At 41.8% G+C, this 25,063-nt stretch carries 28 protein-coding genes and 3 pseudogenes; 5 read left to right on the top strand and 26 right to left on the bottom strand.

The window, feature by feature from the left end:
- The first annotated feature begins 474 nt into the window (after nt 1–474).
- On the top strand, nt 475–1,566 hold the full coding sequence (locus EEL30_16655; GenBank protein QDX93782.1) for a hypothetical protein: 1,092 nt from the start codon (nt 475–477) through the stop codon (nt 1,564–1,566).
- Nucleotides 1,567–2,710: 1,144 nt separating this feature from the next.
- Here EEL30_16655 and EEL30_16650 read toward each other — a convergent pair.
- Complete coding sequence (locus EEL30_16650; GenBank protein ID QDX93781.1) at nt 2,711–2,893, bottom strand: hypothetical protein; 183 nt, start codon at nt 2,891–2,893, stop codon at nt 2,711–2,713.
- Nucleotides 2,894–3,374: 481 nt separating this feature from the next.
- Complete coding sequence (locus EEL30_16645; protein ID QDX93780.1) at nt 3,375–3,650, bottom strand: hypothetical protein; 276 nt, start codon at nt 3,648–3,650, stop codon at nt 3,375–3,377.
- A gap of 25 nt (nt 3,651–3,675) precedes the next feature.
- On the opposite strand from EEL30_16645, the gene EEL30_16640 reads away from it, so the two are divergent.
- Nucleotides 3,676–3,876, top strand: coding sequence for an XRE family transcriptional regulator (locus tag EEL30_16640; protein QDX93779.1), 201 nt, complete (start codon nt 3,676–3,678; stop codon nt 3,874–3,876).
- A gap of 38 nt (nt 3,877–3,914) precedes the next feature.
- On the opposite strand, the gene EEL30_16635 is transcribed toward EEL30_16640, so the two are convergent.
- The 5 genes and pseudogenes from EEL30_16635 to EEL30_16615 all read right to left on the bottom strand — a co-directional run bounded on the left by EEL30_16635 (nt 3,915) and on the right by EEL30_16615 (nt 7,618).
- On the bottom strand, nt 3,915–4,370 hold the full coding sequence (locus EEL30_16635) for a hypothetical protein (protein QDX93778.1): 456 nt from the start codon (nt 4,368–4,370) through the stop codon (nt 3,915–3,917).
- A 205-nt stretch (nt 4,371–4,575) separates the two neighbouring features.
- A pseudogene (locus tag EEL30_16630) lies at nt 4,576–5,013 on the bottom strand (hypothetical protein).
- 226 nt (nt 5,014–5,239) lie between these two features.
- Nucleotides 5,240–5,649: pseudogene (locus EEL30_16625) on the bottom strand (helix-turn-helix domain-containing protein).
- Between the two features lie 230 nt (nt 5,650–5,879).
- A complete protein-coding gene (locus tag EEL30_16620) occupies nt 5,880–6,434 on the bottom strand; it encodes a hypothetical protein (protein QDX93777.1) in 555 nt (184 codons plus the stop codon).
- A 210-nt stretch (nt 6,435–6,644) separates the two neighbouring features.
- Nucleotides 6,645–7,618, bottom strand: a pseudogene (locus EEL30_16615) (integrase).
- 469 nt (nt 7,619–8,087) lie between these two features.
- Here EEL30_16615 and EEL30_16610 point away from each other — a divergent pair.
- On the top strand, nt 8,088–8,954 hold the full coding sequence (locus tag EEL30_16610) for a class I SAM-dependent methyltransferase (GenBank protein QDX93776.1): 867 nt from the start codon (nt 8,088–8,090) through the stop codon (nt 8,952–8,954).
- A 924-nt stretch (nt 8,955–9,878) separates the two neighbouring features.
- Nucleotides 9,879–10,286, top strand: a complete 408-nt coding sequence (locus tag EEL30_16605; GenBank protein QDX93775.1) for a lectin — start codon at nt 9,879–9,881, stop codon at nt 10,284–10,286.
- 161 nt (nt 10,287–10,447) lie between these two features.
- On the opposite strand, the gene folE is transcribed toward EEL30_16605, so the two are convergent.
- The 7 genes from folE to EEL30_16570 all read right to left on the bottom strand — a co-directional run bounded on the left by folE (nt 10,448) and on the right by EEL30_16570 (nt 15,205).
- On the bottom strand, nt 10,448–11,011 hold the full coding sequence (gene folE / locus EEL30_16600) for a GTP cyclohydrolase I FolE (GenBank protein QDX93774.1): 564 nt from the start codon (nt 11,009–11,011) through the stop codon (nt 10,448–10,450).
- Nucleotides 11,012–11,342: 331 nt separating this feature from the next.
- On the bottom strand, nt 11,343–11,615 hold the full coding sequence (locus EEL30_16595) for an HU family DNA-binding protein (GenBank protein ID QDX93773.1): 273 nt from the start codon (nt 11,613–11,615) through the stop codon (nt 11,343–11,345).
- Nucleotides 11,616–11,964: 349 nt separating this feature from the next.
- The gene (gene spoIVA / locus EEL30_16590; protein ID QDX95795.1) at nt 11,965–13,443 is read right to left on the bottom strand and encodes a stage IV sporulation protein A; all 1,479 of its coding nucleotides are present in this window, start codon (nt 13,441–13,443) and stop codon (nt 11,965–11,967) included.
- A gap of 176 nt (nt 13,444–13,619) precedes the next feature.
- Nucleotides 13,620–14,336, bottom strand: a complete 717-nt coding sequence (locus EEL30_16585; GenBank protein QDX93772.1) for a hypothetical protein — start codon at nt 14,334–14,336, stop codon at nt 13,620–13,622.
- Nucleotides 14,337–14,346: 10 nt separating this feature from the next.
- A complete protein-coding gene (locus tag EEL30_16580; GenBank protein QDX93771.1) occupies nt 14,347–14,691 on the bottom strand; it encodes an NADH:quinone oxidoreductase in 345 nt (114 codons plus the stop codon).
- 14 nt (nt 14,692–14,705) lie between these two features.
- Nucleotides 14,706–15,005, bottom strand: a complete 300-nt coding sequence (locus tag EEL30_16575) for a (2Fe-2S)-binding protein (GenBank protein QDX93770.1) — start codon at nt 15,003–15,005, stop codon at nt 14,706–14,708.
- Nucleotides 15,006–15,016: 11 nt separating this feature from the next.
- Nucleotides 15,017–15,205, bottom strand: coding sequence for a DUF2768 family protein (locus EEL30_16570; protein ID QDX93769.1), 189 nt, complete (start codon nt 15,203–15,205; stop codon nt 15,017–15,019).
- A gap of 125 nt (nt 15,206–15,330) precedes the next feature.
- Here EEL30_16570 and EEL30_16565 point away from each other — a divergent pair, with 125 nt between their 5' ends.
- Nucleotides 15,331–15,903, top strand: a complete 573-nt coding sequence (locus EEL30_16565; protein ID QDX93768.1) for a hypothetical protein — start codon at nt 15,331–15,333, stop codon at nt 15,901–15,903.
- 133 nt (nt 15,904–16,036) lie between these two features.
- Here EEL30_16565 and EEL30_16560 read toward each other — a convergent pair whose 3' ends face one another.
- The 12 genes from EEL30_16560 to EEL30_16505 form a co-directional block, all read right to left on the bottom strand.
- Entirely contained in the window at nt 16,037–16,300 is a 264-nt protein-coding gene (locus EEL30_16560; GenBank protein ID QDX93767.1) for a hypothetical protein, read from the bottom strand.
- Nucleotides 16,301–16,384: 84 nt separating this feature from the next.
- Nucleotides 16,385–17,419 (bottom strand): NAD(P)H-dependent glycerol-3-phosphate dehydrogenase, encoded by a 1,035-nt coding sequence (locus EEL30_16555; protein ID QDX93766.1) that lies wholly within the window; start codon nt 17,417–17,419, stop codon nt 16,385–16,387.
- 12 nt (nt 17,420–17,431) lie between these two features.
- Entirely contained in the window at nt 17,432–18,037 is a 606-nt protein-coding gene (gene plsY, locus EEL30_16550; protein ID QDX93765.1) for a glycerol-3-phosphate 1-O-acyltransferase, read from the bottom strand.
- 18 nt (nt 18,038–18,055) lie between these two features.
- On the bottom strand, nt 18,056–19,369 hold the full coding sequence (locus tag EEL30_16545; protein QDX93764.1) for a ribosome biogenesis GTPase Der: 1,314 nt from the start codon (nt 19,367–19,369) through the stop codon (nt 18,056–18,058).
- 55 nt (nt 19,370–19,424) lie between these two features.
- Nucleotides 19,425–19,607, bottom strand: coding sequence for a hypothetical protein (locus EEL30_16540; protein ID QDX93763.1), 183 nt, complete (start codon nt 19,605–19,607; stop codon nt 19,425–19,427).
- Nucleotides 19,604–20,518 carry a hypothetical protein gene (locus EEL30_16535; protein ID QDX93762.1) on the bottom strand — a complete coding sequence of 305 codons (915 nt, stop codon included), beginning with the start codon at nt 20,516–20,518 and terminating at the stop codon, nt 19,604–19,606. The genes EEL30_16540 and EEL30_16535 overlap by 4 nt, the downstream gene beginning before the upstream one ends.
- A gap of 6 nt (nt 20,519–20,524) precedes the next feature.
- On the bottom strand, nt 20,525–21,181 hold the full coding sequence (locus EEL30_16530; GenBank protein QDX93761.1) for a hypothetical protein: 657 nt from the start codon (nt 21,179–21,181) through the stop codon (nt 20,525–20,527).
- Nucleotides 21,182–21,357: 176 nt separating this feature from the next.
- On the bottom strand, nt 21,358–22,539 hold the full coding sequence (gene rpsA, locus EEL30_16525) for a 30S ribosomal protein S1 (GenBank protein QDX93760.1): 1,182 nt from the start codon (nt 22,537–22,539) through the stop codon (nt 21,358–21,360).
- Between the two features lie 178 nt (nt 22,540–22,717).
- Nucleotides 22,718–23,311: a 1-acyl-sn-glycerol-3-phosphate acyltransferase gene (locus EEL30_16520; GenBank protein QDX93759.1), complete on the bottom strand. Its 594-nt coding sequence runs from the start codon at nt 23,309–23,311 to the stop codon at nt 22,718–22,720.
- Between the two features lie 14 nt (nt 23,312–23,325).
- Entirely contained in the window at nt 23,326–23,976 is a 651-nt protein-coding gene (locus tag EEL30_16515; GenBank protein QDX93758.1) for a (d)CMP kinase, read from the bottom strand.
- A gap of 120 nt (nt 23,977–24,096) precedes the next feature.
- On the bottom strand, nt 24,097–24,282 hold the full coding sequence (locus EEL30_16510; GenBank protein ID QDX93757.1) for a hypothetical protein: 186 nt from the start codon (nt 24,280–24,282) through the stop codon (nt 24,097–24,099).
- Nucleotides 24,283–24,315: 33 nt separating this feature from the next.
- Nucleotides 24,316–24,999, bottom strand: coding sequence for a glycosyltransferase (locus EEL30_16505; protein QDX93756.1), 684 nt, complete (start codon nt 24,997–24,999; stop codon nt 24,316–24,318).
- Between the last annotated feature and the right edge of the window lie 64 nt (nt 25,000–25,063).

The raw sequence follows: 25,063 nt of genomic DNA, 5'->3' as shown, positions 1-25,063 counted from the left end.
GGTAAATCTGCGGCCGAATGCGTGGAGCGATACGCAGTAAGAACGGCTCATGACGCCGTCCCTCGACCGCATTTAGTGTACGTAAACTATAATAAAGCTCCCGACGGAAGGCACTCGTCAGAAGCTCTCGTTTAATCTACGTTTAAAACCGTCGTGTACCTTTCGCACTTCTTCCCGTTCCTCGATCGCGAATGCCTTAACCTCATCGTCTAGCCCCCGCCACTGTGACTCGCGTACTCCTCCAATAATGTCCGCGGAAAGACGAACCCGAATACATGGCAGCCTAGGCTACAAAACACCTCAAGAAGTGGAAGATTTGCGGAGGAAAGCATCCTAGTACTTATCTTTTTTGTTTCCAATAATTGACTCAAATCCAATTAGCTGTTTAAATAAAGTTACTACCTAATTGAACTCTTGGTGGGTAGACATAGATTAAATCTTTGATAAATAATTGAAAGAAAGGGTGTTTTTTTTTTGAAAAAGTGTTTTTTGATTACTTTAGGTTTGTCAAGTGTTATTTTTAGTTCTGTCTTTTCTCCTAACGTGGTTGTCCATGCAGAGAATAGTGAATATGAGTTACATACTACAAAAAAAGATTTTGAAAGAGCTTTAAAAAAGAATGGTGTTGCGTTCGTGGATACTGAACTAGTTCCATTGGAAACTATAGACAGTTATTATAGTAATGAAGATGAGGAAATGGAGAAGTTTCAATCTTTTAAATCAGATGAAAAGTCTTCTTCTTTAAACGACGATGGAAAACCTACTTCTAAGATTGATGCGTACGGATTAATTCAAGATGGAGATAAAGAAATACCCGTTTATATCATAAGTTCAATTGATACGATAATGCCGAAAAATATGAATAAACAAGATAGTATTGAAAAAGTAATTGAAGCTACTTTAGATAGTTATTATGCTAAAGAGAAGACGAAGAAGAAGACGAATAATTCCCCTAATAGTCTAGTCCCGTTTGCTATGGGAACCTATGAACCAAAAGCTTCAGCACTTAAAGTGAATCATGCGTGGTCTACTAATGATTCTTATTGGTTGACTATATTTAGAGTATATGAAGCCCCGCGTTCAGGTTCAAATGTCTATACTTACATGCAAGCTGATCATGAGTATTTGGGCCCTACTAGTGGGAATAACAGAATTAAACCATGGACATTCAAAACTCAATGGATAGCTAGATATGATGGACTGATGCATAAACCACAGCCTCAGAATTTGAAAGGAGAAAGTGGTATGTCTATTGCTATTAATAAATATATAACTTTGTCAGCCGATTTCATTACACCTTTGACTCTAAAACATGAATTCTCCATGTCAAATAATCACGCTGTATGGACAATGTATCCCTATGACTATGTTACCTTCCAGAAAGGGTTTCAATTCTCACAAGGAGCATACATTGATAAAGGTACTGATTGGAATTCCGTTAACCTCCAGGTATGGGATGAATTTTGGCTGAGTTTTAGTACTGGTTCAAACGAGGCTGACTTGAAACATAAATATAATGTGAAATATTTCTATAAAGACGACAGATTAAGACTTACTACTAATTAATAAACTCTTTAAATTTTTTCTGGGGGTAAGTTTTTGAAGATACTTATATTCGTGCTATGTTTGATGATCTTTACTATTAATTCTTATCTGTATATTTTTTTGAGTAGTTTAGAAGGAAATCATTATCTAATAGAAACCGAAAGCATATTTTATTTAATTAATATCGGGCTTCTTTTCTTGGGTGTTCAGGCACATAAAAAATATAAGTAATAGTAAAGTTATCTTTTGAGTTCGTAATTGCTAGAATACAGTTAACTCCCCGGCCGATAGGCCCATAGCTGACGCCTAAATTCATTAGTCGTCAGTTTTTTTAATTCATTTGAAGACATTCTTGATTGTAAAAATGAATGTAATCCTCAATTCTTCTTTTAGCATCTTGTATATCTCGTATCTCATAGGGCTATAGAGCTTTTGTTTTTAAATGAAAATAGAAGCTTTCAATCGAGGTATTATGTCTGGAGGTACTTCCGCCATATCACGTCGCCTCCCTTAAAATAGAAAAAGCAGCCATAAATGGCGACTCGTAATTAAAATATCCCTTCGAACTACTCACTTACCCAGTCTAAAGCAACTTTAAACGCAAATAACGCAACTGGGATCATTGTTAATACAAGTACTATGTTGTTAATTGACGGACGCAGTAGATCGAACATATAAACACCTCCTCTTGTCCTATTACTTTCGACATAAAGGCGGTGCATTCCTCGTCAAATCCGAATATTCTAGCGCTCGTAGCCCGAAAGGTCGGAGTACCAGCGCCAGCCAAGTCCGCAGACTCGGTTGGTCTTTGATACGATTAATATCCGGGGTCATAGTCCCAATCTGATTCTGCCATGCCGTTTACACTCCTTGTATTAATGTCCGGGATTGTCCGTCCAATTTGGTTCTGCCATAACGCACACTCCTTCACTTAGTGACCGGGATCGTCGACATAGCCCGGATCGCCCGTATTGCAATTACGTTGTACTGCCCATTCTGGTTCGGTCATACTCCGTAGCCTCCTTTAATTAGTATCCGGGGTCAATAAAACCTCTAGGATCGTCGCACCAATTTGTATCGTAGATCAATCGCGGTTCCCCCTTCGTTTTAGTATCCGGGATCATCACGCCATTCTGGTTCAATCATGCCGTGTACACTCCTTTTATCAGTGTCCGGGATCAAGTACCCAATCAATTATACCGTTAGGATCATCGTGCCAACTCTTATCGTAAATCATATCGGTTCCTCCCTTGTTTAATACCCGGGGTCTGCGTACCAACCGGGGTCTAAAATCCAATCTGGTTCCGTCATAGGATAACCTCCTTTGATTAGTGGCCGGGATCGTCATGCCATTCTGGATTAGTCATGTCGCGTAACCTCCTTATACTAATGGCCGGAGTCGCCGGTCCATTCAGGAGCCGTTTTCCAACGAGGGCCTGCGTCCCAATCCGGATCTACACTGTGTTTATATGTTTTCACCTTATCCACCTCCTTGCCTACACCTTTCGACAAGAAGATTTCAAAATCCTTCCAGATACAAAAAGCCGCCGGTTATCCGACGACTACTTGCGTTTTTTCACGGCTTGTACCAACGCGGCGATCGAGATAACCAGCGCTACCACCGCGATTACCAATGTAATAGTTTCCACGGTTCCTCCACCCTTCTTTACTCTCGATGAACCAAGACGATGGATATTAACTGGCCTTCCGTAACGCATCCGCTCAGTACCTTTAAGGCATTGTCGTGTGCTGCGCTCTCATTCTCAGCGCGTACGTGTACTTTGCTGTCATATCGGGCAACTCCAAAAACTGAGTAGTTAACCTCAAAGCTACTCATTGGCTACCTCCTTCCGTGAGTCGAAAGAGGACGCCTGTCCTCCTTTGACTATCGAGTATATCGAGGGTATGATTGGAATAAGATAATGGTGAGGGCAGGGAACCGTAAGGCTCCCAAACCCGTTTGTTGACCGACCTCTTACGCCACGAACGTAAGGGGTCTTTACTTTAGGCTCCAACCGTCGCCGTTTCGCCTGCCATTGCGATAGTTGACTACCGCAGTTGCCAAGTTTTATCAGCGCGGTCACCAGTAGCACGACCTCCACCATTACCCGTCCTCCGGAGGTGTTCGCGTTGCAAATCCGACTAAAACTCGACGCTATCTTAAAAGAACGTAGGATCACTCAACGGGAGTTCTCCCGCATGACTAACATCCGATTCGCGACCATAAACGGCATGTGCAAGAATGAAACGCAACGCCTACAGCTCGATAACCTTGCGAAAATATGCGAAGTGCTAGGCGTTGGGATTACAGATGTACTCGAACTTCACTGACTTTTCAACTCTATAGCCGTCTAGTTGCTCAGAAGGCGCTAGATTGCCGCATTTTTGTACGTTTTCCCTCCGTAATCTAAGTAACGTAAATCTCCGCCATCATAACGGTATGTCCCTCGTTTAAATGCGTTATATTGTCGTTGTTTATCCAGGTTCCGTAACTTAGCGTTTATATCCACGAATCCTAGCTCATAGCCAGTACGATTCCTTCTTGTTGGCTTCCGATGGTTCCTACGATCCGTTCCGCATATATCTGAAAATCCTACAAGCCCCGCCTCTTTCGAGTGCCTTCGTTGAAATTGGCGCTCACTCATAAACGGGTACTCCGTATTTGTCATCTTATCCGGGTTCATATCCGTTAATTCCTCTCGCAATATGACGTCCGCCCAAACAGCTAAGCAATCCGCCGATGGTCGGTCTCCGTGATCCGCGATATGATTGTCGATCCGTGTGCGGATATCAAGTATGCGTTCTGCGCGAGTTAGTCCGATCATCAAGCCGCCTCCTCAATTGTTATTTCACCGTAGTTCCATCCATCAAATACGCATGCTATATCAATAGCGTGAGGCCATCCGTCACGAGCTTCGGCAATGAAATGAGCGTCCGCCCTCTCACCACAACTAGCAACAATCACACCGCCTCCCCATGACGGGATAGATGTTGCCTTTGTGCCGATTCCAACGCCTCATCCCGCTGACGCTCCGCTAGTTCGCGCGATTCCTTTTCCGCCCTGAGTGCCCGTTTGACTTCGCGGAGTTCACGGACGGTCATTTCATCTACGGACTTGGTCTCGCCTGTGGACGGAATTGTGTGCGGGCGCTCACGTTCTTCTGGTGATAGCGTTGCGAGCTGGTAAAGAACTTCGAATCCGATTGTGGTCGACGTCGACCATTTTTCTCCCAACCTTTCCTCAATCAAGATAAATTTATTTGCATGGCGGACAGGAACCTTAATGATATCGTCACAGTATTTTGTCCAACCACCCCATATCTCAGAAAGTTTCTCTTCTTTTACTTTCTTTAATCTCAGTCCAATTTCAAAGATTGCCTGTCCAGCTATTTGTTTATAGGAATTGATTTCCGCGGTGAGAATGGTGATGTCGTTTGAGAGAGTTGACGCGGACTCTTTACTTTGAATCTCCACATTAATTCTCCTTTCTTCTTCGAATAATCTTCAACGGTCCTCATGTATGTATATATCTAGGTCGCGTTGCAAGTCTTCTACATTGTTATCTCTTATCTAATAATGACCGCGCGGTAGAGGATCCTTGTATCCGAATGAGCGCTATCTTTTTCTTGTTAAAGATTAGTTCTTGTTAGTGTGACGTTCGTGCCATGTGATGCTTAACCATGTTACATGCGCATCACGTAGCCCCGTTGAATATCGCTAAATGGCTTATCGGAAGCACCGTATAACGCGTATTCTGCCACTTCCCATCGCGCCGCCCCTAACTTTTGACGCGCGTACCACCTCCCGCCCATCCCATCGATATTTCAGCAGGCGGTTGATTCGCCTATTCGCCGTTTCCCGTTTGACACCGAGTCTATGCGCGATCATCTCTTGCGTCGGGTAGCACTCGCCTCGTTCGTTCATGAAGGCGGCTATTACGCAGAGTGTGCGCCAGTTCTCGTCGCCAATGTCTGCGAGCAAACCAGAGTGGACGGCGTCGACGTACATTTTAAGGAAGATGCGCGTTTCTCGGCGGCCGTTGGTTACGGAGTATTCGGATTGCGTTTCGACTGATACGAGATTTTGTTCGGCTGATACGGACATTTACGGGATCACCTCCGATTTAGGTAATTACTTATTTAATCGTACGCGACAACAAGTTCGCACACTTTCGGGAGAAATAATTTTGCCTTTACTATTAATAGGGCAATGGGATCGTTGAAATTGGGACATTTCACGATAAATTTTCTCCTTCATGCAATACTCCGACGCCCGAAGTATCCGTGGCACACTTTTTCAAAAAAAAAAATAGCTAGGGAGTCAGAAACCTTCCCCTAGCTATTCCATCTGATGTTCGAAGCAGAAGTAACCTTTGCGCCTAGTAATACTTCTTTTCCATCAGGCGTTATGACTGTAACTAAAATATCATAATAATCGTAAACTTCTCCGTAGTAATCCCTGGTTGGCGATTTACCACCTGCCTCTGATCCGAGGGTACGCACGAAATTATCTGCAATGTTTTTAGCAGTCTCTTTATTAACTGCGTAATCAACTGTCACTACTAGGCTAGCTCTGGGCCCCTCAACTGCAATCGCGGCATCTTTTACATAATCTCCGCTTTTTACATATTCAGTCGCCCTCTGTATCAGCTTATCATCAATTTGTATTTTCGGTTGCTCCTCGTTCTGTACACTACTTGTTGTCGAGATAGTATCCGTTGGTTTGTCTGAGGCAACCGCGCACACGAAGCTCGTGAATGATAACAATAAAACCAGTAGACCGTGCTTTCTAGTGAGATTAAATTTTCCCCTTGATAACCACTTTGGATTTATAACGACGACTATAGCAATAAAAAATATAATTATAGAAGTTGCTCCTAGTACGGCCAACTATGTTCCTCCTATGTAAATCTTTTATATTTAAATGTGATAAAATCCAATCTTCAAATGCTAATTACCTTCGACAGGCCCAAACGCTGGTTTTCCGTGCTCTCCTACGTTCATAAGATCACCCCCTCTCAGTATGTGTTCGATATAGATAAAAGGAAACCCTTTCCAAGAAATTGCGAACTTATGAAAAAAAACGCCAGCCCCGAAGGACTAGCGTAGAATTCTTCTATCTTTATTTAATGGGTCTATTACTTGTTTTAATGGGGAGTACTGCTCATGTTGATTTATTATCGATCGTTGGGAGAGGTGGGTATATTTAATGATGGTACGCATGTCCGCATGCCCTAGAATTTTTTGAAGGTGTCTCATGTCACCTCCATTTTCTAGAAATAGTGTCGCTGCTGTATGCCGGAAGAGATGGGGATATATTCTTATCTCAAGACCCGCTGATCTCGCGTGTTTCTTTAATTGTTGCCTAATGTGATTAGTAGTTACAGGCTCTCCATAATTTGTTAAGAATACATAATCTGACCCAAAATCGGCACATTCCTGATTTAACTCTCTTAATAGTTTTAACGTACTTTTTTGTAAAGGAACTATTCTGCTCCTTCTAGATTTGGTTAGCTTTGCACTAAGAGTAAGAATACCAGCCTCAAGTCTATATCTGATTTTTTTATAGATACAATTTCTCCGATTCTCATAAAAGAATCAATTAAAAGATTCATTATGACAAAATCTCTAAATCCTGCATAACTACGCTTATCTGGGGTATTGAGTAATTTTTTCAACTGTTCTACACTGAATATCTTTATGTCTGTTTCTGGTTCTTTGACCTTTGGAATCTTTTCAAACACATTTGTCTCAATTAAGTCATTCTCTTTGAGATAGTTAAACAGTGTTCTAAGAGGTTTCAATCGCGTATTAACTGTAACGGGCGATAGACCTATAGTCTTGTCCTTCTCATTTTTGTGCGCATGCCCCTCCCATTTTCTCTTGGTGCCCAGCATCCACATGATATAGTTCCTTATCACATCCGAAGTAATCTTCCCGATATCGAGTTCGATGTCATTCTCCGTTAAAAAATCACAGAAAAAACGAAAGTTCTCTCGGTAAATTTCTAATGTGCGCTCTGATCGCCCTTCCGCCATCTTCGCCCCATAAAAGGTATCAAAGAGACTACGCAGTGAACTCTCATAGCACTGCTTAATAGCTTCGCGCCTAAATCTCGGACGTTTACCCGTCCGTCTATCGGACATAACAAAAACGCCTCCTTTCGGTAAATACCGAACAAAGAGACGCTGGTATTATAGCAAGCCGATGCGGAAAAATACCGCACGTTTTTTTAAACAGGTGGACAACCCTACACCATCTTTACGGAGTCAGCCCGACCACAAAACGTTGATTTGACGGGGTTTTTCTGGAGATTTCTGTTGCTCTCAAAGTCAATTTTTCTCCTAAACAAATCCATTTTACCATATAGGCGCGCACCCCTGCAACATGAGGAAGCGAACCACTGCGTTATTTTTTCTTCAATTTGCACCTCTCATGGCTAAAGGCACGAGAGGTTTTTTGTTACATTTTTTCACATAAACGGAGCCGTGGTTTGCATATTATATCGTATGTGTTTTAAAAAATGAGAGTAGGTGAGAGTTTGTGATTGATAATCAAGAGAGCCATACCGCTAAGTTTGTGACTTATTTAAGAGCTTACTATTCACAAAACATTAAAGAACCCATTTTTAATGATCATTTAGCTTATGAATTTTTAACACCAAAAGAATATGAAATGTTTAGTCACGAAGCAGAAAAAATGAATGTAGATCATGACTTTAACCGTTTATTAAACATGACGATGACAAGATACAGGTATACAGAAGATGAGCTTCACAAAGCTATTCATCAAGGATTACAACAATATGTTATTTTGGGTGCAGGCATGGATTCTTTTGGTTTTAGGAACAAAGAGGTATTAAACGAACTCAAAGTTTTTGAAGTGGATCATCCTGCTACTCAATCGTTTAAATTGAATCGAGTAAAAGAGTTGAAATGGCACATACCAGAGAATCTAATCCATATTCCAATCGATTTTATGAAAACAAATGTAAAAGATGGAATGAAACAATCATTTGATTCAAATGCCTTTAGTTTTTTTAGTTGGTTAGGGGTAACGATGTATCTAACCAAGGAAGCAGTATTTGAAACATTACAATCTATTTCCAATCTCGCACCTTCAGGAAGTATCGTTATATTTGATTATTTTGATTATAATGACGAGAAGTATGTAAGTAAACATGGCCCTACTGAAAATACTAAAAATATGCTAGAGTATTTAGAAAAAATAGGAGAACCTGTTAAAATGGGTTTTAATTTATCTACAATAACAGAAGACCTAGCAAATGTGGGTTTTATTTTAAAAGAAAATCAAAATTTTTATGATTTGCATGTAAAATATATAAAAAACGAACTAATTGATAAACAAACATTACAAAATTATTACATTGCATTAGCAGTCGTAAAATGAATCTCTCATGCCCATGCCTAAAGCCACGAGATTCCTGCGCTGAACGCTCCAATGAGCGAAATTAAGCAGGCTACCCCGCAGTTCGGTTATTGCAACACCTTGTACGTTGGACTCTGCTCTCTAGCCTACCGCTTCTTGATTTTCACTTTTCAGCTAGAGAGGGCGAATGTGCTTGAACATTTTACACAAGAGGGCCTTTCCTCCTGCAATTCCATATGTTCAGTTGTCAAAAGACATGCCTTATCCGAAGCCTGGAACACTCATGATGAAAATCACGAGTGTTCCAGGCTAGTTAATAAAACAAAAAAGCGCCCTCCAACGACAGGCACGTAGCCGAAGCTTTCGAAAGCTATTTTCATCCTATCCATCTCCTTGCCTACACTATTCGACACGGATTTTTCAAAATCCTTCCAAATACAAAAAGCCGCCGGTTATCCGACGACTACCTGCGATTTTTTACGGCTTGTACCAACGCAGCGATCGAGATAACCAGCGCTACCACCGCGATTAACCAATGTAATAGTTTCCAAGGCTCTGTCGCCTCCGTTGACTATCGTGAATGAACGAGGGTGTGAGAGGACTTTTAATTAAATAGAAATTAAATTATATATAAACATGATAAACAAGTACGCCGTTACTACAATGCTTACAATATAGAACGCTTTTCGTAACCTTATAGAGTCGCGCGTCTCTCGCAATGTAGCGCTGCATGGTGGCGGTTGATCCACATACCGAGTATCTATAAATTGTCCATGCCTTGCCTTATCTTTCTTTTTTAATAGAATACAAAAAACACGGAAAAAGTTACTCAGCAAAATGAATACTTAATAAATAATTTATTCATAAAAATTATATTGGTAATTTTTAGAAATATATGATATTATTCCCATGTAACAATATTTCATATGGAAGGAAGTGTTTCATGTGTTAAGAAAGGTTACTGCTTCATTTTTTCTCCTTGCCATGATGTTGCTGTTCAGCATCCCGGCCTTCGCGGCTTCAGGAGAAGACCATCTATATCCGGGTGAAAAGCTTGTCAAAGGACAGTATCTAAAGTCTTCAAATGGCGAGTATCAATTCGTCTTGCAAGATGACGGGAATCTCGTACTTTACGGAAGGGGTAGAGCTTTGTGGGCTTCTAACACAAACGGTTCCGCTACTAGTAACGTAATTATGCAGGGAGACGGCAACCTAGTGATATACGGATACCCTAATGCAATTTGGCATTCCGGAACCTACAATAATCCTGGCGCAAGATTGATTGTTCAAAACGATGGCAACGTGGTTATATACTTAGGTCAAAAGGCTATCTGGGCCACAGGTACAAACTAATTTCTATAAAAGCGCACTGCCGTTAAAGGTGGTGCGCTTTTACATGATCAATCAAAAGTTGGTTCGTGATAACACATTAAAACCCGCCTTTCCAAGGAAAGAGCGGGTTTTCATTTTCTTATCATAGGAAGTAAAATCGGCTCGCTCTTCGCGACAGGACACTAAGCTTTGATGTATTGTAAAACCTCTGCACGTGCATTAGCATCTTTTTCGAACACTCCACGAACAGCTGTAGTTACAGTAGAAGAACCCGGTTTTTTCACACCGCGCATAGTCATGCACATATGTTCTGCTTCTACCATCACCATAACACCGTGTGGATCTAGCTTCTTCATAATCGCGTTAGCTACTGTGGAAGTAATGCGTTCTTGCAATTGTGGGCGACGCGCTACGGTTTCTACAGCTCGTGCTAACTTACTCAATCCTACAACTCGTCCACCTTTTGGTATGTAAGCTACATGCGCTTTTCCGAAAAACGGTACCAAATGGTGTTCACACATAGAATAAAAAGGAATATCTTTAACAAGTACAATTTCTTCATGATCTTCGCTGAATATGGTTTCGAAGTAAATTTCTTCGTTAACACTCATGCCTTCAAAAGCTTCTGCGTACATTTTTGCTACGCGTTTTGGTGTATCCAATAAGCCTTCGCGGTCTGGGTTTTCACCAACAGCTTCTAGGATCATTCGAACAGCTTGTTTGATTTTTTCGTGATCTACATTCATAATGACAGCCTCCTCAAACCCTTCGCAACAAGAACAAGCCAATTTTATCATACCCTATATAAAAATACAAAACACTAATGTGTAGAAACTCACTTTTTAATATATCGTAATTGGATCTCTTTTTCATCCTTTATCATAAGAAATTTTAAATTAAGATAAAGAAAGCGCAACGATACCAGGCTTCCAACGCTCTAAAAACTTGAGTTACATTTCATTACGATCAGATGACTCATAAATTTGTGACCGCCAAAAAAGGTCCCTAAAAGAAGTCAGCTAATAACGCGCTACTTCTCTTGGGGACCTTTTATATGTAAGATCTTGGAGCTTCAATCTATTTGATTGAATCCTTCAGCTGTTTACCAGGTTTGAAGGCAGGAATCTTACTGGAAGCGATCTCGATCTCTTCCCCTGTTTGTGGGTTGCGGCCTTTACGAGCAGCACGCTCGCGCACTTCGAAGTTTCCAAAACCAATCAATTGGACTTTGTCACCATCTTTTAGCGCATCAGAAATCGCATCAAGAACAGCGTCAACTGCTTTTGTAGCGTCTTTCTTAGTTAGTTCAGACGTTTCAGCTACTTTTGCAATGAGTTCTGTTTTATTCATTACGTTCACCTCCCCTCAAAACTTGGAGTTGCATGTATGGTATTACATGTCTTAACAGATTCAGCTGATTTTATACGCAGAATGGCGTAATTATGCCTTCTGACAAGCTTATAGTAATACAGAGATTTTATTTTTACAAGACTTTTCCACTTGAAATGCGAAAAACAGTTCTCTAGCAGGATAAAGCTCGTAAAAAAGCCACTCAAACACATTCAAAAACATTCATCACTCTGGGCTTGTACAACGAAAAAACTTTGTTTCATTATTTTCTCCGATAGCAAAAAACCCTGTTCTCTCCTCCTACTACATAAAGAGAGAACAGGGTTTCGTATATAATGAATTCACCTTTTTACAAGATGATGGCAATGAGTCCTCCTGAACCTTCGTTAATAATGCGTCCAAGGGTCTCTTGTAGCTTATAGCGAGCATTATCAGGCATCATTAAAATCTTAGCTTGTATACCTTCGCGCACAATGGAATGCAGGGAGCGACCAAAGATGTCGGAGTTCCAGATAGCCAGCGGATCTTTGTCAAAGTCTTGCATCAAATATCGCACGAGCTCTTCGCTCTGTTTCTCCGTACCAATAATCGGAGCAAACTCAGATTCCACATCAACGCGGATCATGTGAATAGACGGCGCTGTAGCTTTTAGACGCACGCCAAAACGTGGTCCTTGGCGAATCATTTCCGGCTCATCTAGAGTCATTTCATGTAGGGATGGAGCTGCAATGCCATAGCCTGTGGAACGTACCATATGCAGAGCCTCTGCCACCTGATCATATTCGCGTTTGGCATGGGCAAATTCTTGCATAATTCGGAGCAAATGATCCTTGCCACTGATTTCCTCTCCAACAATCTCCATAAGAATTTGATCGTACAGATAATCCGGTGCCACCAAATCAATCTCTGCTACACCGTGTCCCATATCCATACCGGCTAATGCGGCTTTTTCAATAAATTCATACTCATTAAATTGCCCTACCACGCGGTCCACATCGCGTAGACGACGAATATCTTTTACGGTCTCTCCTACTGCTTCTTCATAGTTCTGACGCAGCCAGTGGCCACCTTCCAGCACCATGACCCAGCTTGGCAGATTCACGTTTACCTCATGTACAGGGAATTCAAATAATACTTCTTTTAAAATCAAGAGAATTTCCGACTCCGTCATGGAATCAACGGAGAGAGCCACAGCCGGGACATCATATTTCTCTTGCAGTTCGAGACGTAGTGCTTGTGTTTCTTCTGAGCGTGGGCGCGTCGAATTAATTAAGATCACAAAAGGCTTGCCTACTTCCTTCAATTCGGCTACTACACGTTCCTCTGCGTCCACATAGCCTTCACGAGGAATTTCAGCAATGCTGCCGTCTGTGGTCACGACAATTCCGATGGTGGAATGCTCTTGGATGACTTTCCGCGTTCCTACTTCCGCAGCCTCTTCAAACGGAACCGGTTCCTCATACCAAGGTGTATTTACCATGCGAGGACCATTTTCATCCTCAAACCCTTTTGCTCCAGCTACCGTATATCCTACGCAATCCACAAGGCGCACATTTATATTTAGGCCTTCTGTTACGTTGATTTGTACTGCTTGGTTGGGTACAAATTTGGGCTCGGTCGTCATGATGGTTTTGCCAGAAGCACTCTGCGGTAGTTCATCCGTGGCACGAATACGATCCGCCTCGGATGGAATGTTAGGAATGACCGCTTGCTCCATAAACCGTTTAATGAAGGTTGACTTACCAGTACGGACGGGACCCACAATCCCAAGATAAATATCACCGCCCGTACGTTCTGCTATGTCTTTAAAGATATCGATTCGTTCCACCATCGAAAACCTCCTTGTGATTGTCTATTTAAATCTATGGCTCTTTTTTTCATTTATCCCTGATTTCGAAGATTTTACATTATCTTTTTTGTACAAGTGTTGTGGACAGTATCAATATATGAGTAAATGTTATTTTTAGAACTAAAAAAGACGCCTGCTATATGCAGACGCCACAATTATAACTTCAATAATTCAGGTTCATTATTAACCAGCTTGTAAGGAAAGGATTTCACAGGCACAAAAAATGTTTCCCGAGCTAGCACATAACGCGGATCAGTTCCCTTTGGTACATTCCATTTCTTTTCACGTAACAGCGTAGCGATATCAATCGTGTAATCAATCCCCACTTCACCTTTCGCATTCATGATTAATGAGAGAGTATTTTGTGTGTACGGGCTAGCAATGACCGGCTCCTTCATCCCAATAAGATCATAGCGAATAGAGAAATACCCATTGCCAATGTGATCCTTGACAGGTAGCTTATCTTTAGAAATCTGATAGCGAATGACAGCTTGTTGCACATCTGCTACCGTACTGACTGTAGGTAGATTTATGAGCTTGACCTGTGGCTTCTCTTCCACATCCACCAAAACGTACTTAAAGCTTCCCCCTTTTTCAAAAGCATTAGCTGGGGCATCAGGCATATACTTAGGAACCAATCTGGTAAAATCCACTTCATATTTTTCAAAGTAAGGCGTCGATGCATCCTTTGTGACAATAGGTAAAATGCCATCTTGTTCCTGAAGTTGCTCAACCGCTTTTTGTGTCTGCTCTACATACATAGGGTGAGGCACTTGATTTTCGGATTTTCTATCTGCTGGGTATAAGCAACCGCTTACGAAACTCGAAACCAACAGTAAAACAGCGAAAAATCTAATCTTTTTCTGAATCATGCTGTTCCTCCTACCACTCTTCCTCCTCAAGGCGTTGACGCTCCAAGGCTTTCTCTACAACTGATTTCCATTTAGACTCAGGAACACGAATACAAACATCCTCTTCTGTCACACGCGTCTGACAAGCTAAACGTATCCCCCGCACTTGATCACGCTCAGATAGCTTACGTTTTTCGCTAGCGGAGAGCGGAGTGACATTGCCCTGTTCAATCGTAATTTTGCATAACATACAAGCAGCATTCCCATCACAACGGGTAGGTATGGCTACACGAGCTACCCGGGAAAGCTGCAAAATGGTTTGCCCAGAACGTGCTTTTACGGTTTTTTTACTTGGATAAAATGTTACTTTTGTCATGCTTGCTTCCTCACTTAGTATGGGGCATGCCATATTCGTATGGTTCCCTCTTCCTTCACTTGGATTTGGCACCCTAAACGAAAATGCTCCTGACGCTCTGCTTTCTTCAGACGTAGCTTCTCTTCTTTTGTGATTTCATTAAGAAATTCTGCCCCCTCCAAAACTTTGGTGCGGCATTGTGCGCAGATTCCGCGTTCGCATGCATGACCCCATTGGATTTTATTTTTTTTTGCTAATTTTACAATAGTCATATTTTTTTCGATAGGCACTTCATGAGAAGTCCCTAGCTTAGTAACTAATGTCATTTCTTTCATTCTATCATCTCCTAGACTAGCAACACGATTAAAATCATACCAAACACAAGCAACAGCATGAGAAATGCCAAGATTTTCAGAATGATACCTAGGAATGTCCCCGCTTTTTTACGTGAGAATAATAAGAGTAAATTGCACACAAACATAAGAAAAATCGCAAGAAGCGAAATATTCATTTTAGTCATGGGGTCAATGTACATATTCTTTTGCGTCCTTTACTTTTTCTTTTTAGCCTGATTATAGCATAATTATCCGGGTCACGAACCCATTTAAGAGCAGTGGCATATGATATTGAGATAATCCACGCCCATTTGGAGGGAGTTGCATGAGTAAGCGGAAATGGCGAAATCCTTACGTCACCATTAATAAAAAACCTTCTCGTCCGAGTGCCAATAAAGCCAAAACAAAAGCCAAAGAAGCTGTAACTGTCGCTGTACAAGAACCAATCGTGCCAGAAGTTCCTCAAAAAAAGGGAATTTTATCAAAACTGCCAACACTGGATGTTCTCAGTAACCTTGATCTGCGAACTTCTGTCACAAAAGTGAGAAGTAACATCAGAGGAATCAGCACGACAATTCGCCAAATGGAAGATACAATGGAGTCGATCTTTGGTGCGATGGAGATGTTGGAATCATTCGGGAAGATAAACAAGACAGAGAGCAGTGAACCAGCGAGTGTAGCAACCCCTAGCAAGCGAAAAAAACAGCAACAAGAGTCTGCCTTCCTCTTTGAAGACGAGGAGGAGAGTGAAGAGGAAGGTCCTGTCAAAGAAAATGCATCCAACCCATTTAGCGGACTAGACATTGGACAATTGTTGGGGTTGTTACAATCTCCATTGGTGCAAAGCCTTCTGACGCAATCCTCAAGTGATTCTGGCAAACGAAAAAAAGAGGGGTAATCAGCCCCCTCTTTTTTTCTTGCTTGGTTAGAGCAGCCATGTCCCTGTAGAGCCATGATTGTTCCTATTTTACTCTATGTGATTGTGTAAGGCTGGGAACTAGCGTAGCGGCCCATTTGTTGATAAAAGGAGCCTATTTCATCTTATCAAGCATGCCAGAGAGGTCATCGGGATTAAAAGAACCATTTTGAACCATTCCCATGATCTCCTCTTCCTTTTCCGGACTGATAGCCACTCCACTCATCATGGACACCATCTGAATCAACTGGCGTAGCTTCTGTTCGTCTTGAATATCCTCTTTATTAAAAGAACTAGCAAGCTGGAACAGCTGTGATTGATCTACGTTAACCTTGCCCGTTAACTTGTTTAATAAGCGTCTAGATATTCCATTATTCATGTTTTAACTCCTCCTCATACGTCCCAATGATTACAATGGGAACTCTCTTTAGTGTATGAGGCAGGAGCAAAAATGGTGTAATGCCTATTTTTCTTTATAACGAACGATATCTTCTAGCTCAAGTCGACGACCTCGCCCCATCAACTCTTCAACTGCTTGACGTGGGGAGCAATCTCCAAAGAACACATTATAGAATACATTGGTGATTGGCATGTCTACGCCTTCTCGCTTTGCTAGAGCTTGCGCAGCCTTGGTGGTCCGCACACCTTCTACAACCATTCCCATATGAGCAAGTACTTCATCGAGATTTTTTCCCTGACCTAGCATATAGCCAGCTCGCCAGTTGCGACTATGCTTACTGGTACACGTCACCACCAAGTCACCTACTCCAGCAAGCCCAGCAAACGTCAAAGGATTAGCCCCCAATTTGACACCTAAACGTCCAATTTCAGCTAAACCACGGGTTAACAAAGCAGCTTTTGCATTATCCCCATATCCTAATCCGTCGCTAAGCCCAGCTCCAAGTGCAATGATATTTTTCAAAGCACCAGCAATTTCAGCACCAATCATGTCAGGATTCGTATAGACACGGAAGTAGGAGTTCATCAAAATATCTTGAGCTTTTAGCATGCTGTCTTCACACTCAGAAGCTACAACGACTGTTGTTGGTGATTTTTGAATCACTTCTTCAGCGTGACTTGGTCCTGTCAATACGACAATGCGATCTCCAATCTCCTTTGGTACCTCTTCTCTGATCACTTCTGACATGCGTTTCAAGCTCTCTAGCTCAAAACCTTTCGTCGCATGAATGAGCGTCACATTAGGGTCCAACCACGGAGATAATTGTTTTACTACCTCTCGCATCGCTTTTGAAGGCAACGCCAAGATAATGCCCGTCTTTCCGGTCACAGCTTGTTGTAGATTCGTTTCTGCCACAATCGTATCAGGTAACGTAATTCCTGGTAAGTATTTTTCGTTGGTATGGTTTATGTTGATTTCATGTGCATTTTTTTGATCACGAACCCATAATGTCACGTGAAAATCATTCGCTGCACAGACGGAAGCTAGCGCGGTACCCCAACTGCCCGCTCCAATCACTGCTATGCGTTTGGTCAACATTCTTCCCTCCACTCAGCTTAGTTTCCTATTCGATTTATCACCAAGTTTGCGTTCTGTTCCGTTCCACAAATTAACAAGGTTGGAATAATGCCGATAATAAGCCAATGCAGGAATCGCCAAGGTAATCCAAAAAACATAAATGTCCTGTTTAAAAAACCAAATCAATACAGGAAATAATGTAACAAAAAGCAATGATCCCACAGAGACATACTTGGTAATAGCAATACAAATAATAGTCAGAATCGTACAAATCAAAAATGCTAGTGGCGATAAGGCCAGAGCTACCCCAACTGTTGTAGCAATACCCTTTCCACCGCGGAATCCATAAAAAATTGGCCAATTGTGGCCTACGATCGCTAAAACACCAGAGAAGGCGTACGCCACGGCATTCCCATCGGTAAGCCAATGGGTAATGAACATTGCTAGCACTCCTTTTAACAAATCCAATAGCAAAACAACGATCGCAGGACCTTTACCGAGAACGCGGAGCGTATTAGTCGCTCCAGCATTCCCACTACCGTGACTTCGGATGTCGATACCCGCCATTTTTTTTGCTACTAAATAACTAAAGCTAACGGAACCGAGCAAATAACTGATGACGAGAGAAATCAGCACCATCATTGCATTCTCCACTCCCTATGTTTTCTTACGGGTTAAAATACGGATTGGCGTTCCTTCAAATTCAAACGCTCCACGAATTTTATTTTCTAAATATCTTTCATAGGAGAAATGCATTAACTCAGGATCGTTTACAAACACAATAAACGTTGGTGGTTTAACAGCAACCTGTGTCGTATAATTAATTTTAAGACGTTTTCCTCTATCTGTCGGCGGAGGAGCCATGATAGTTGCGTCCGTAATCAAATCATTTAATACTGACGTATTCACGCGCATAGTGTGGGAATCTGCCACGGCATTTACTTTTGGTAAAATGGTATGAACGCGTTGTTTTGTCTTAGCAGAAACGTAAACAATCGGTGCATACGACAAATACTTGAACTCATCGCGGATCAGTTCCGTAAAGCGTTGCATTGTTTTATCGTCTTTTTCCAAGGCATCCCATTTGTTAACAACGATGATAACCCCACGACCTGCTTCATGTGCATATCCAGCAATTTTCTTATCTTGCTCGATAATGCCTTCCTCTCCGTTAATTAAAACGAGTACGACATCGGAGTCTTCAATCGCTTTAAGCGCACGCATCACGCTATACTTCTCCGTGCTCTCGTACACTTTGCCTTTTTTACGCATACCAGCTGTATCTACTAACACGTACTCCTGACCATCACGTTCAAAAGGCGTATCGATAGCATCGCGTGTTGTTCCGGCTACTTCACTAACAATAACTCGCTCTTCACCCAATATTGCATTGGTTAAAGAAGATTTTCCTACATTTGGACGACCAATAATGGAAACGCGGATCACGTCATCGCGTTTATCCTCTTCACCCATAGGAGGAAGGTGATGTAAAACCTCATCTAGCATATCACCTAGTCCAAGACCATGTGACCCTGAGATCGGGAATGGCTCTCCCACTCCAAGCTGGTAAAACTCAAAAATATCATTACGCATTTCAAAATTATCCACTTTATTGACGGCTAATACAATTGGTTTGCCTGTTCGGTTTAGCATGCGTGCTACGTTCAAGTCAGCATCCGTCACTCCAGAGCGTACATCTACGATCAAAATGATGACATCCGCCTCATCGATCGCCAATTCCGCCTGATAGCGCATCTGCGTTAAAATTTGATCTGTCTCGGCAAACTCAATTCCACCTGTATCAATAACGTGAAATTCACGGTTCAACCATTCACCTTTTCCATATAAACGGTCACGTGTAACACCTGGCTTGTCCTCTACAATAGCAACTCTTTCGCCAACCAATCGATTAAAGATCGTTGACTTACCCACATTCGGGCGACCAACGATTGCAACTACTGGTAATCCCATACTACACAACACTCTCTCTCTGCTAACTTATTTCATCTATTAATCATACCATATTCTACTTGTGCCTAACAATGACCAGGATTTCTGGTGTAATTTGATGAATCATTGCATCTGTTATTTTTTCTAGTGTAAACGCGATATCTTGCATCTCCTTGCTATCCTTTGCAAAAAAGATGGGAGCTCCACCTGCTACATCCCCTTTTCTCGTTGTAATGATTGCCAGAATGCCAGCACTCATGATGAACTCCCCTTTGGCTGATTGACCTTTGCTTCACTAGGCATACGAATGGCACTTTCGATAACAGGCGTATTTTCAAGTACACTCTGTCCTTTTTTTACTCCCTGCTCATAAGGCAACAAAAAGACTCCCATGCGACCAGTTTTCAGATCACGCTTTATAAGAGGAGTAAGAGATGGTTCGCCTTCGTCTGAATAAATCCCTAGTATGGTTGAGGCATCGTGCATAATCGCCTGACGCTGGCCTGGATGTGAAATAGTTACTTTCGCATTGGCATTCTTAGGAATAAGCACATAACCTACACCACGTTCCCTGATAATCTCTTGAGCCTCTGGAGATCCCACGTTCATCATGTATATGTCATCTACATATAAATCCACGCCATCTAGACGAATGGTAGCAGGCTCTACATCCGCTAAGTATTTCAGGGACTTTCCCGATTTGAATATGCGAGAAATCAACAAGGTGAGCATACCTACTATTACACCTCCGTACCAGTTGAACAGTACGGTTGCAAACGTAGTACAAAATGCAGAGAAAATAACCAGATAATTACGCCCTTCAAATACCATGGCGATCCCTTCAATATAACTACCACCGCGTGGAACGAGCTCGTGTTTATCTATTTCCGTCAATGTCGCTCGCTCCATGTTACGAACATCCCTAAATTGTTGGGCGGCAAGGGCTAGAAACGTAATAGCCGTGTAATCCTCCTTTAAAAAGGATGGTACAGCAACCGCACCCAATCCGGAGGCGATAATCCCAAGTGCTACATGGATTAGCTTACCATGAGGATAGGTAGGATATTGGCGGTAATCTGTCCGAAGTAAATACAGTCGTGTTACAATTCCAGCAAAAATCCCAATTAAGAGGGGAACGACATACTCATTAGAAAGCAGTTCTTTGATCATCGTTGTTCACCTGTTCGTAGGAGATTTGGACTTAAATCGAAACATAGGGGCAATCCGTGTGCGCAAGAGCAAGCCCGTCTTCTGTACCAGTTGACAAACCATATAACAACCTGTCCACATAGCAAATGACGTCCAAAATAAATCTTGCTGATATTCTCCCCCAATGACGCAACGCTCGGTCAGTGATAAAAATGAAGCCTGATAGAACGCATCTGATAGTGGCAATGCAACACAAAGTAAAAACCAGTGATAGATAGCATGCCTTGTCATAATAAAACACAAAATTACACAAAGTACCGGTAAAATTATCACTTCATCAATGAATAAAAGTACCGGGTCCCAAAAAAATAATTTACGTAACAAAATAAGAGAAAGTGTCAACAATACAGCACTTGTCAACATATATTTCCGCCGTTGTTTTTTGAGAAAGTACCATAATACACCTCCCATCAATATTGGGAGAAGCATCCCGCTCACATTTACTTCCACAGGGATTACATAGAGTCTCCACTCACTGTAACTAGTAATAAGAAAAGCCGTTAGTACCAGCAATGCAGTTGAACGCTTCCATCTCATTTGATGTAAAAACTGATCGGTAATTCCCATCCACACCACACATAGTAGCGTCCACTCTACTATCATGGCTACTGTTCCATCATTCATCTGACAACACCTTCATTAGTTAACATAGGCTTAATAGGTAGTAATCCTAGTATGACTCAGATGCAGGTCTAGTAACCACATTTGGAAAAATCTACTAAAAAAGAGGCAAACCACTACATTAATCTAATGATTAATGCGGGCTTGCCTCTCCCTATTATTTATACGGTATTACAAGCTTATTTCAGCTTGTCTCGTAGGTCGCCGAACAAATCGCCCAGCGTCACACCCATACCTTGTTGATTGTTATCTTGTGTATATTGTTGCAGTTCTTTACGAGATACACGTTCTGCCTCTTCATCACGATCTTCTTCAACCGCACGAATACTCAAGCTTACACGTTGCTCAGCAGGGTTGATTTCAAGGACTTTTACCTTAACCTCTTGCCCTTCTTTTAATACCTCGCTAGGTGTTTTTACACGGCGATTTGCGATTTGTGAGATATGCACCAAGCCTTCTACGTGAGGAGCGATTTCTACAAATGCACCAAAGCCTGTTAGACGCTTCACCGTACCGGTAACCACGTCACCCTTTTTGAACTTCTCAGCAACATCATGGTAAGGACCTGGTTGCGCTTCTTTCATACTCAAGCTGATGCGCTCATTTTCCTTATCCACTTTCAAAACCTTCACTTTTACCTTGTCGCCCTCTTTTACCACATCAGCTGGCTTATCTACATGCTCCCAAGCTAGTTCAGATACATGAACAAGTCCATCTACGCCACCAATGTCAACAAACACGCCAAAGTCAGTCAAGCGTTGTACGGTACCATCAAGGATATTTCCTGCTTCGATGCTTTCCAGTACTTTGCCTTTGCTTAATTTGGCTTCCTCTTCCAAAACAGCTTTATGAGAAAGGATCACTTTGTTCTTTTCTTGATCCAGTTCCATAACCTTTAGAGTAAGCGTGCGTCCTTTGTAGTCGCTAAAATCCTCTACGAAATGACGTTCTACCATAGAAGCAGGGATAAAACCACGTAGACCTACATCTACTACAAGTCCACCTTTTACTACGTCTTTTACTTCAGCTTCAATTGTTTCTTTGTTCTCTTGTTTCTTAGCTAAGTCTTCCCATGCTTTTTGGGCATCGATTGCTTTTTTAGAAACAACGAGCTCTTCTTTTTCCTCATTCAGTTTTGTTACTTTTACAGTAAACTCATCGCCTTCTGAAACTACATCAGAAGTTTTTTCTACGTGAAGACCAGAAAGCTCACTGATTGGGATAAGACCATCATATTTGTAGCCTACATCGACCAATACTTGTTTTTCTTCTACCTTTGTCACTTTTGCCTTCACAATGTCCCCTACGGACAGAGTTTGAACATCTGTTAGACTTACGTTGTTATCTGTGCCATCGACCATTGAACAAACCTCCTCGAATGCCAACATTGACATGTAAGTGTTATTGAAGCCAATCTGTGAACAAAATATATCAAACCCCGCCAATGGCGTGTGGTCTTCCAAAATTCAAGCAGGTGAGAGTAGCTATTAGTATATGATGATACTGGAAAAACCATACAAATTCCACGTATCCAACTTACTACTGTTGATGAGCATCTTTCAATTTTTGAATTTCGCTCATAATCACCTGCGTTACCTCGCGCATAGTTTCACTACTGCTTTTAGCCTCTCTATACTTCGAGAGGTCTATCGGCTTTCCATACACGACTTTTACCTTATGGAACAAACGATATGGTCCAATTACTGCTACAGGAACGACATCTGCCTGTGATTTGAGCGCAAACATTGCTATTCCTGTCTTCCCTTCTCCTAATTCGCCGGTTTTGCTTCGCGTTCCTTCTGGAAAAATACCAAAGACTTTTCCTTGCTCCAGAATTTGTAACGTAGCACGAATGGCACCACGATCATTCCCACCACGCTTAACAGGAATAGCGCTGAAGCTTTTCATCACATAGGACACAACGGGAAGCTTAAACAATTCTTCTTTTGCCATATAACAGACTTGTCGCTCTATTCCACATCCTAGCAAAGGCGGATCCCAATTGCTAATATGGTTGGAACAAAGAATAACAGGACCTTCATCGGGTACATTCTCATATCCAATGGATTCAAAACGATATAACCCCTTAAGAGCAATACGGAATGCACCTCGAAAAAATTTATAAAGAATCAATATATTTCACCCAATCATTTGCATAGCGCAAGAATTTTACTGACAACCTCATCAAGTGGCATTCCAGTGGTATCTAACAAGATAGCATTTTCAGCCTGCTTAAGTGGCGCTGTTTCTCGCTCCCGATCGCGTTTATCACGCTCTGCAATTTCCTTTTGTAATTCAGTTATATCAGGGTGCTCTCCTTTTGCAACAAGATCACCAAAACGACGTGCAGCTCTTTCTTCAATGGAAGCAGTCAGAAATACTTTCACTTCGGCTTCAGGTAACACATGCGTACCTATATCACGACCATCCATAACTACATTTCCTTGCTGAGCCATCTCACGTTGCAAAGTCAGCATCGTAGCACGAACTGCTGGATAACTGGCCACTACAGAAGCATAATTACTTACTTCCTGTGTACGAATTTGGTGAGTGATATCCTCATGATCCCAACAAACACGTTGACCTTCCTCCGTACGCTTTAACTCAATCTTGGCTTGTTGTAACAGACTAACAACAGATTCTTGATCTTCAATAGCTGTGTTACTCTTTAAAACAGCCCAAGCTAAAGCTCGGTACATCGCTCCCGTATCAATATAAACGTACTGTAATGTAGCCGCAACTAGTTGGGCTACGGTACTTTTCCCTGCACCAGCAGGTCCATCAATTGCAATATTCATTATGTAAATTCACCTACTAGAGTTTAAATACGTTAATAATGAAGAAAAGCCTCGAGCGAAGACAGTTCGTCGAAGCCAAGCTATGGTACATTGTACCACAACAGCCTACATGAAGCAAACTTAGCGGATAGCAGGAATGCCTTCCAATCGTTCAACGCGAACGAGATAGGGGCGTATTGAACTCCATGACAAAATGGTTTGGGCCAGCAGTACGGAAGTAATAAAAATAATAATAGCTCTAATTAGAGTTTTCTCCAGACGACTGGAAAGCGTTACAAACCGGGCATCAAACGTTGATTTTTTCATGGAGTAGCGCTCCTTCATGTTGATAGTCAACTGTTATTCAACTATACCTTTTTGCCTTATTTCCAACTGGCGTTCATAACAAACACGAACAATTTTAGCTCGATCTGCTTCAGATATGGCTACAAATTGCAAAGATATCCAATTGAAATCACTCAGTTCTTGTTCTTGCACGCGCGCCACCAGTGCTGTGGCAAAGGCATGACTAACAGAACCAGTTTTGGAAGGCAAACTAATCCACATTTCAACTTCCTGCTGTTCTTGTAAAATGTGGGCTTTTGGACAAGCAAATGCCAGACCCCCACCACTAATATCCAAGGACTTAGCCAGGATTTTTTGTTTCCCTCTGATGTTTGGATAGCTAACAGATACCTCAAAGCTTGCAGGTACTCGCAAATAACCTCTACGTTGTGTACGAACGATCTGTTCCTTTTCGACCTTTTCCAACAAAAGCATCGGAATGTTTTCTTGCTTCGTACCCATAATTTTTGTTACAAAATCAAAGCGTGAACCATCTTGTCCAACATACCATACTGAACAAGTCGTTCCAATTGGAAGAGTCTTTGTTCTACCTGTTTCTTCGTCAATGGGTAGTTCAATGGCAAACGTTTTTTCTGAATAATCTGCTAGCCTTGTCTTGTACACTTGCTTGTTTTGCTCTTCTGATAGGGACGCGAGAGATAGACGCATCACTTGTCCTACTTGAGGCAGCACACTCACTCTTATTTCCTCCCCTTCTCACCCTCTTCCAACATTATACACACGCAGATATCCATACAGCAAA

This window comes from Brevibacillus laterosporus, assembly GCA_007833815.1.
GTDB lineage: Bacteria > Bacillota > Bacilli > Brevibacillales > Brevibacillaceae > Brevibacillus_B > Brevibacillus_B laterosporus_D.
The sequence above is the reverse complement of the archived record's forward strand: the minus strand, read 5'-3'. Positions and strand labels throughout refer to the sequence as shown.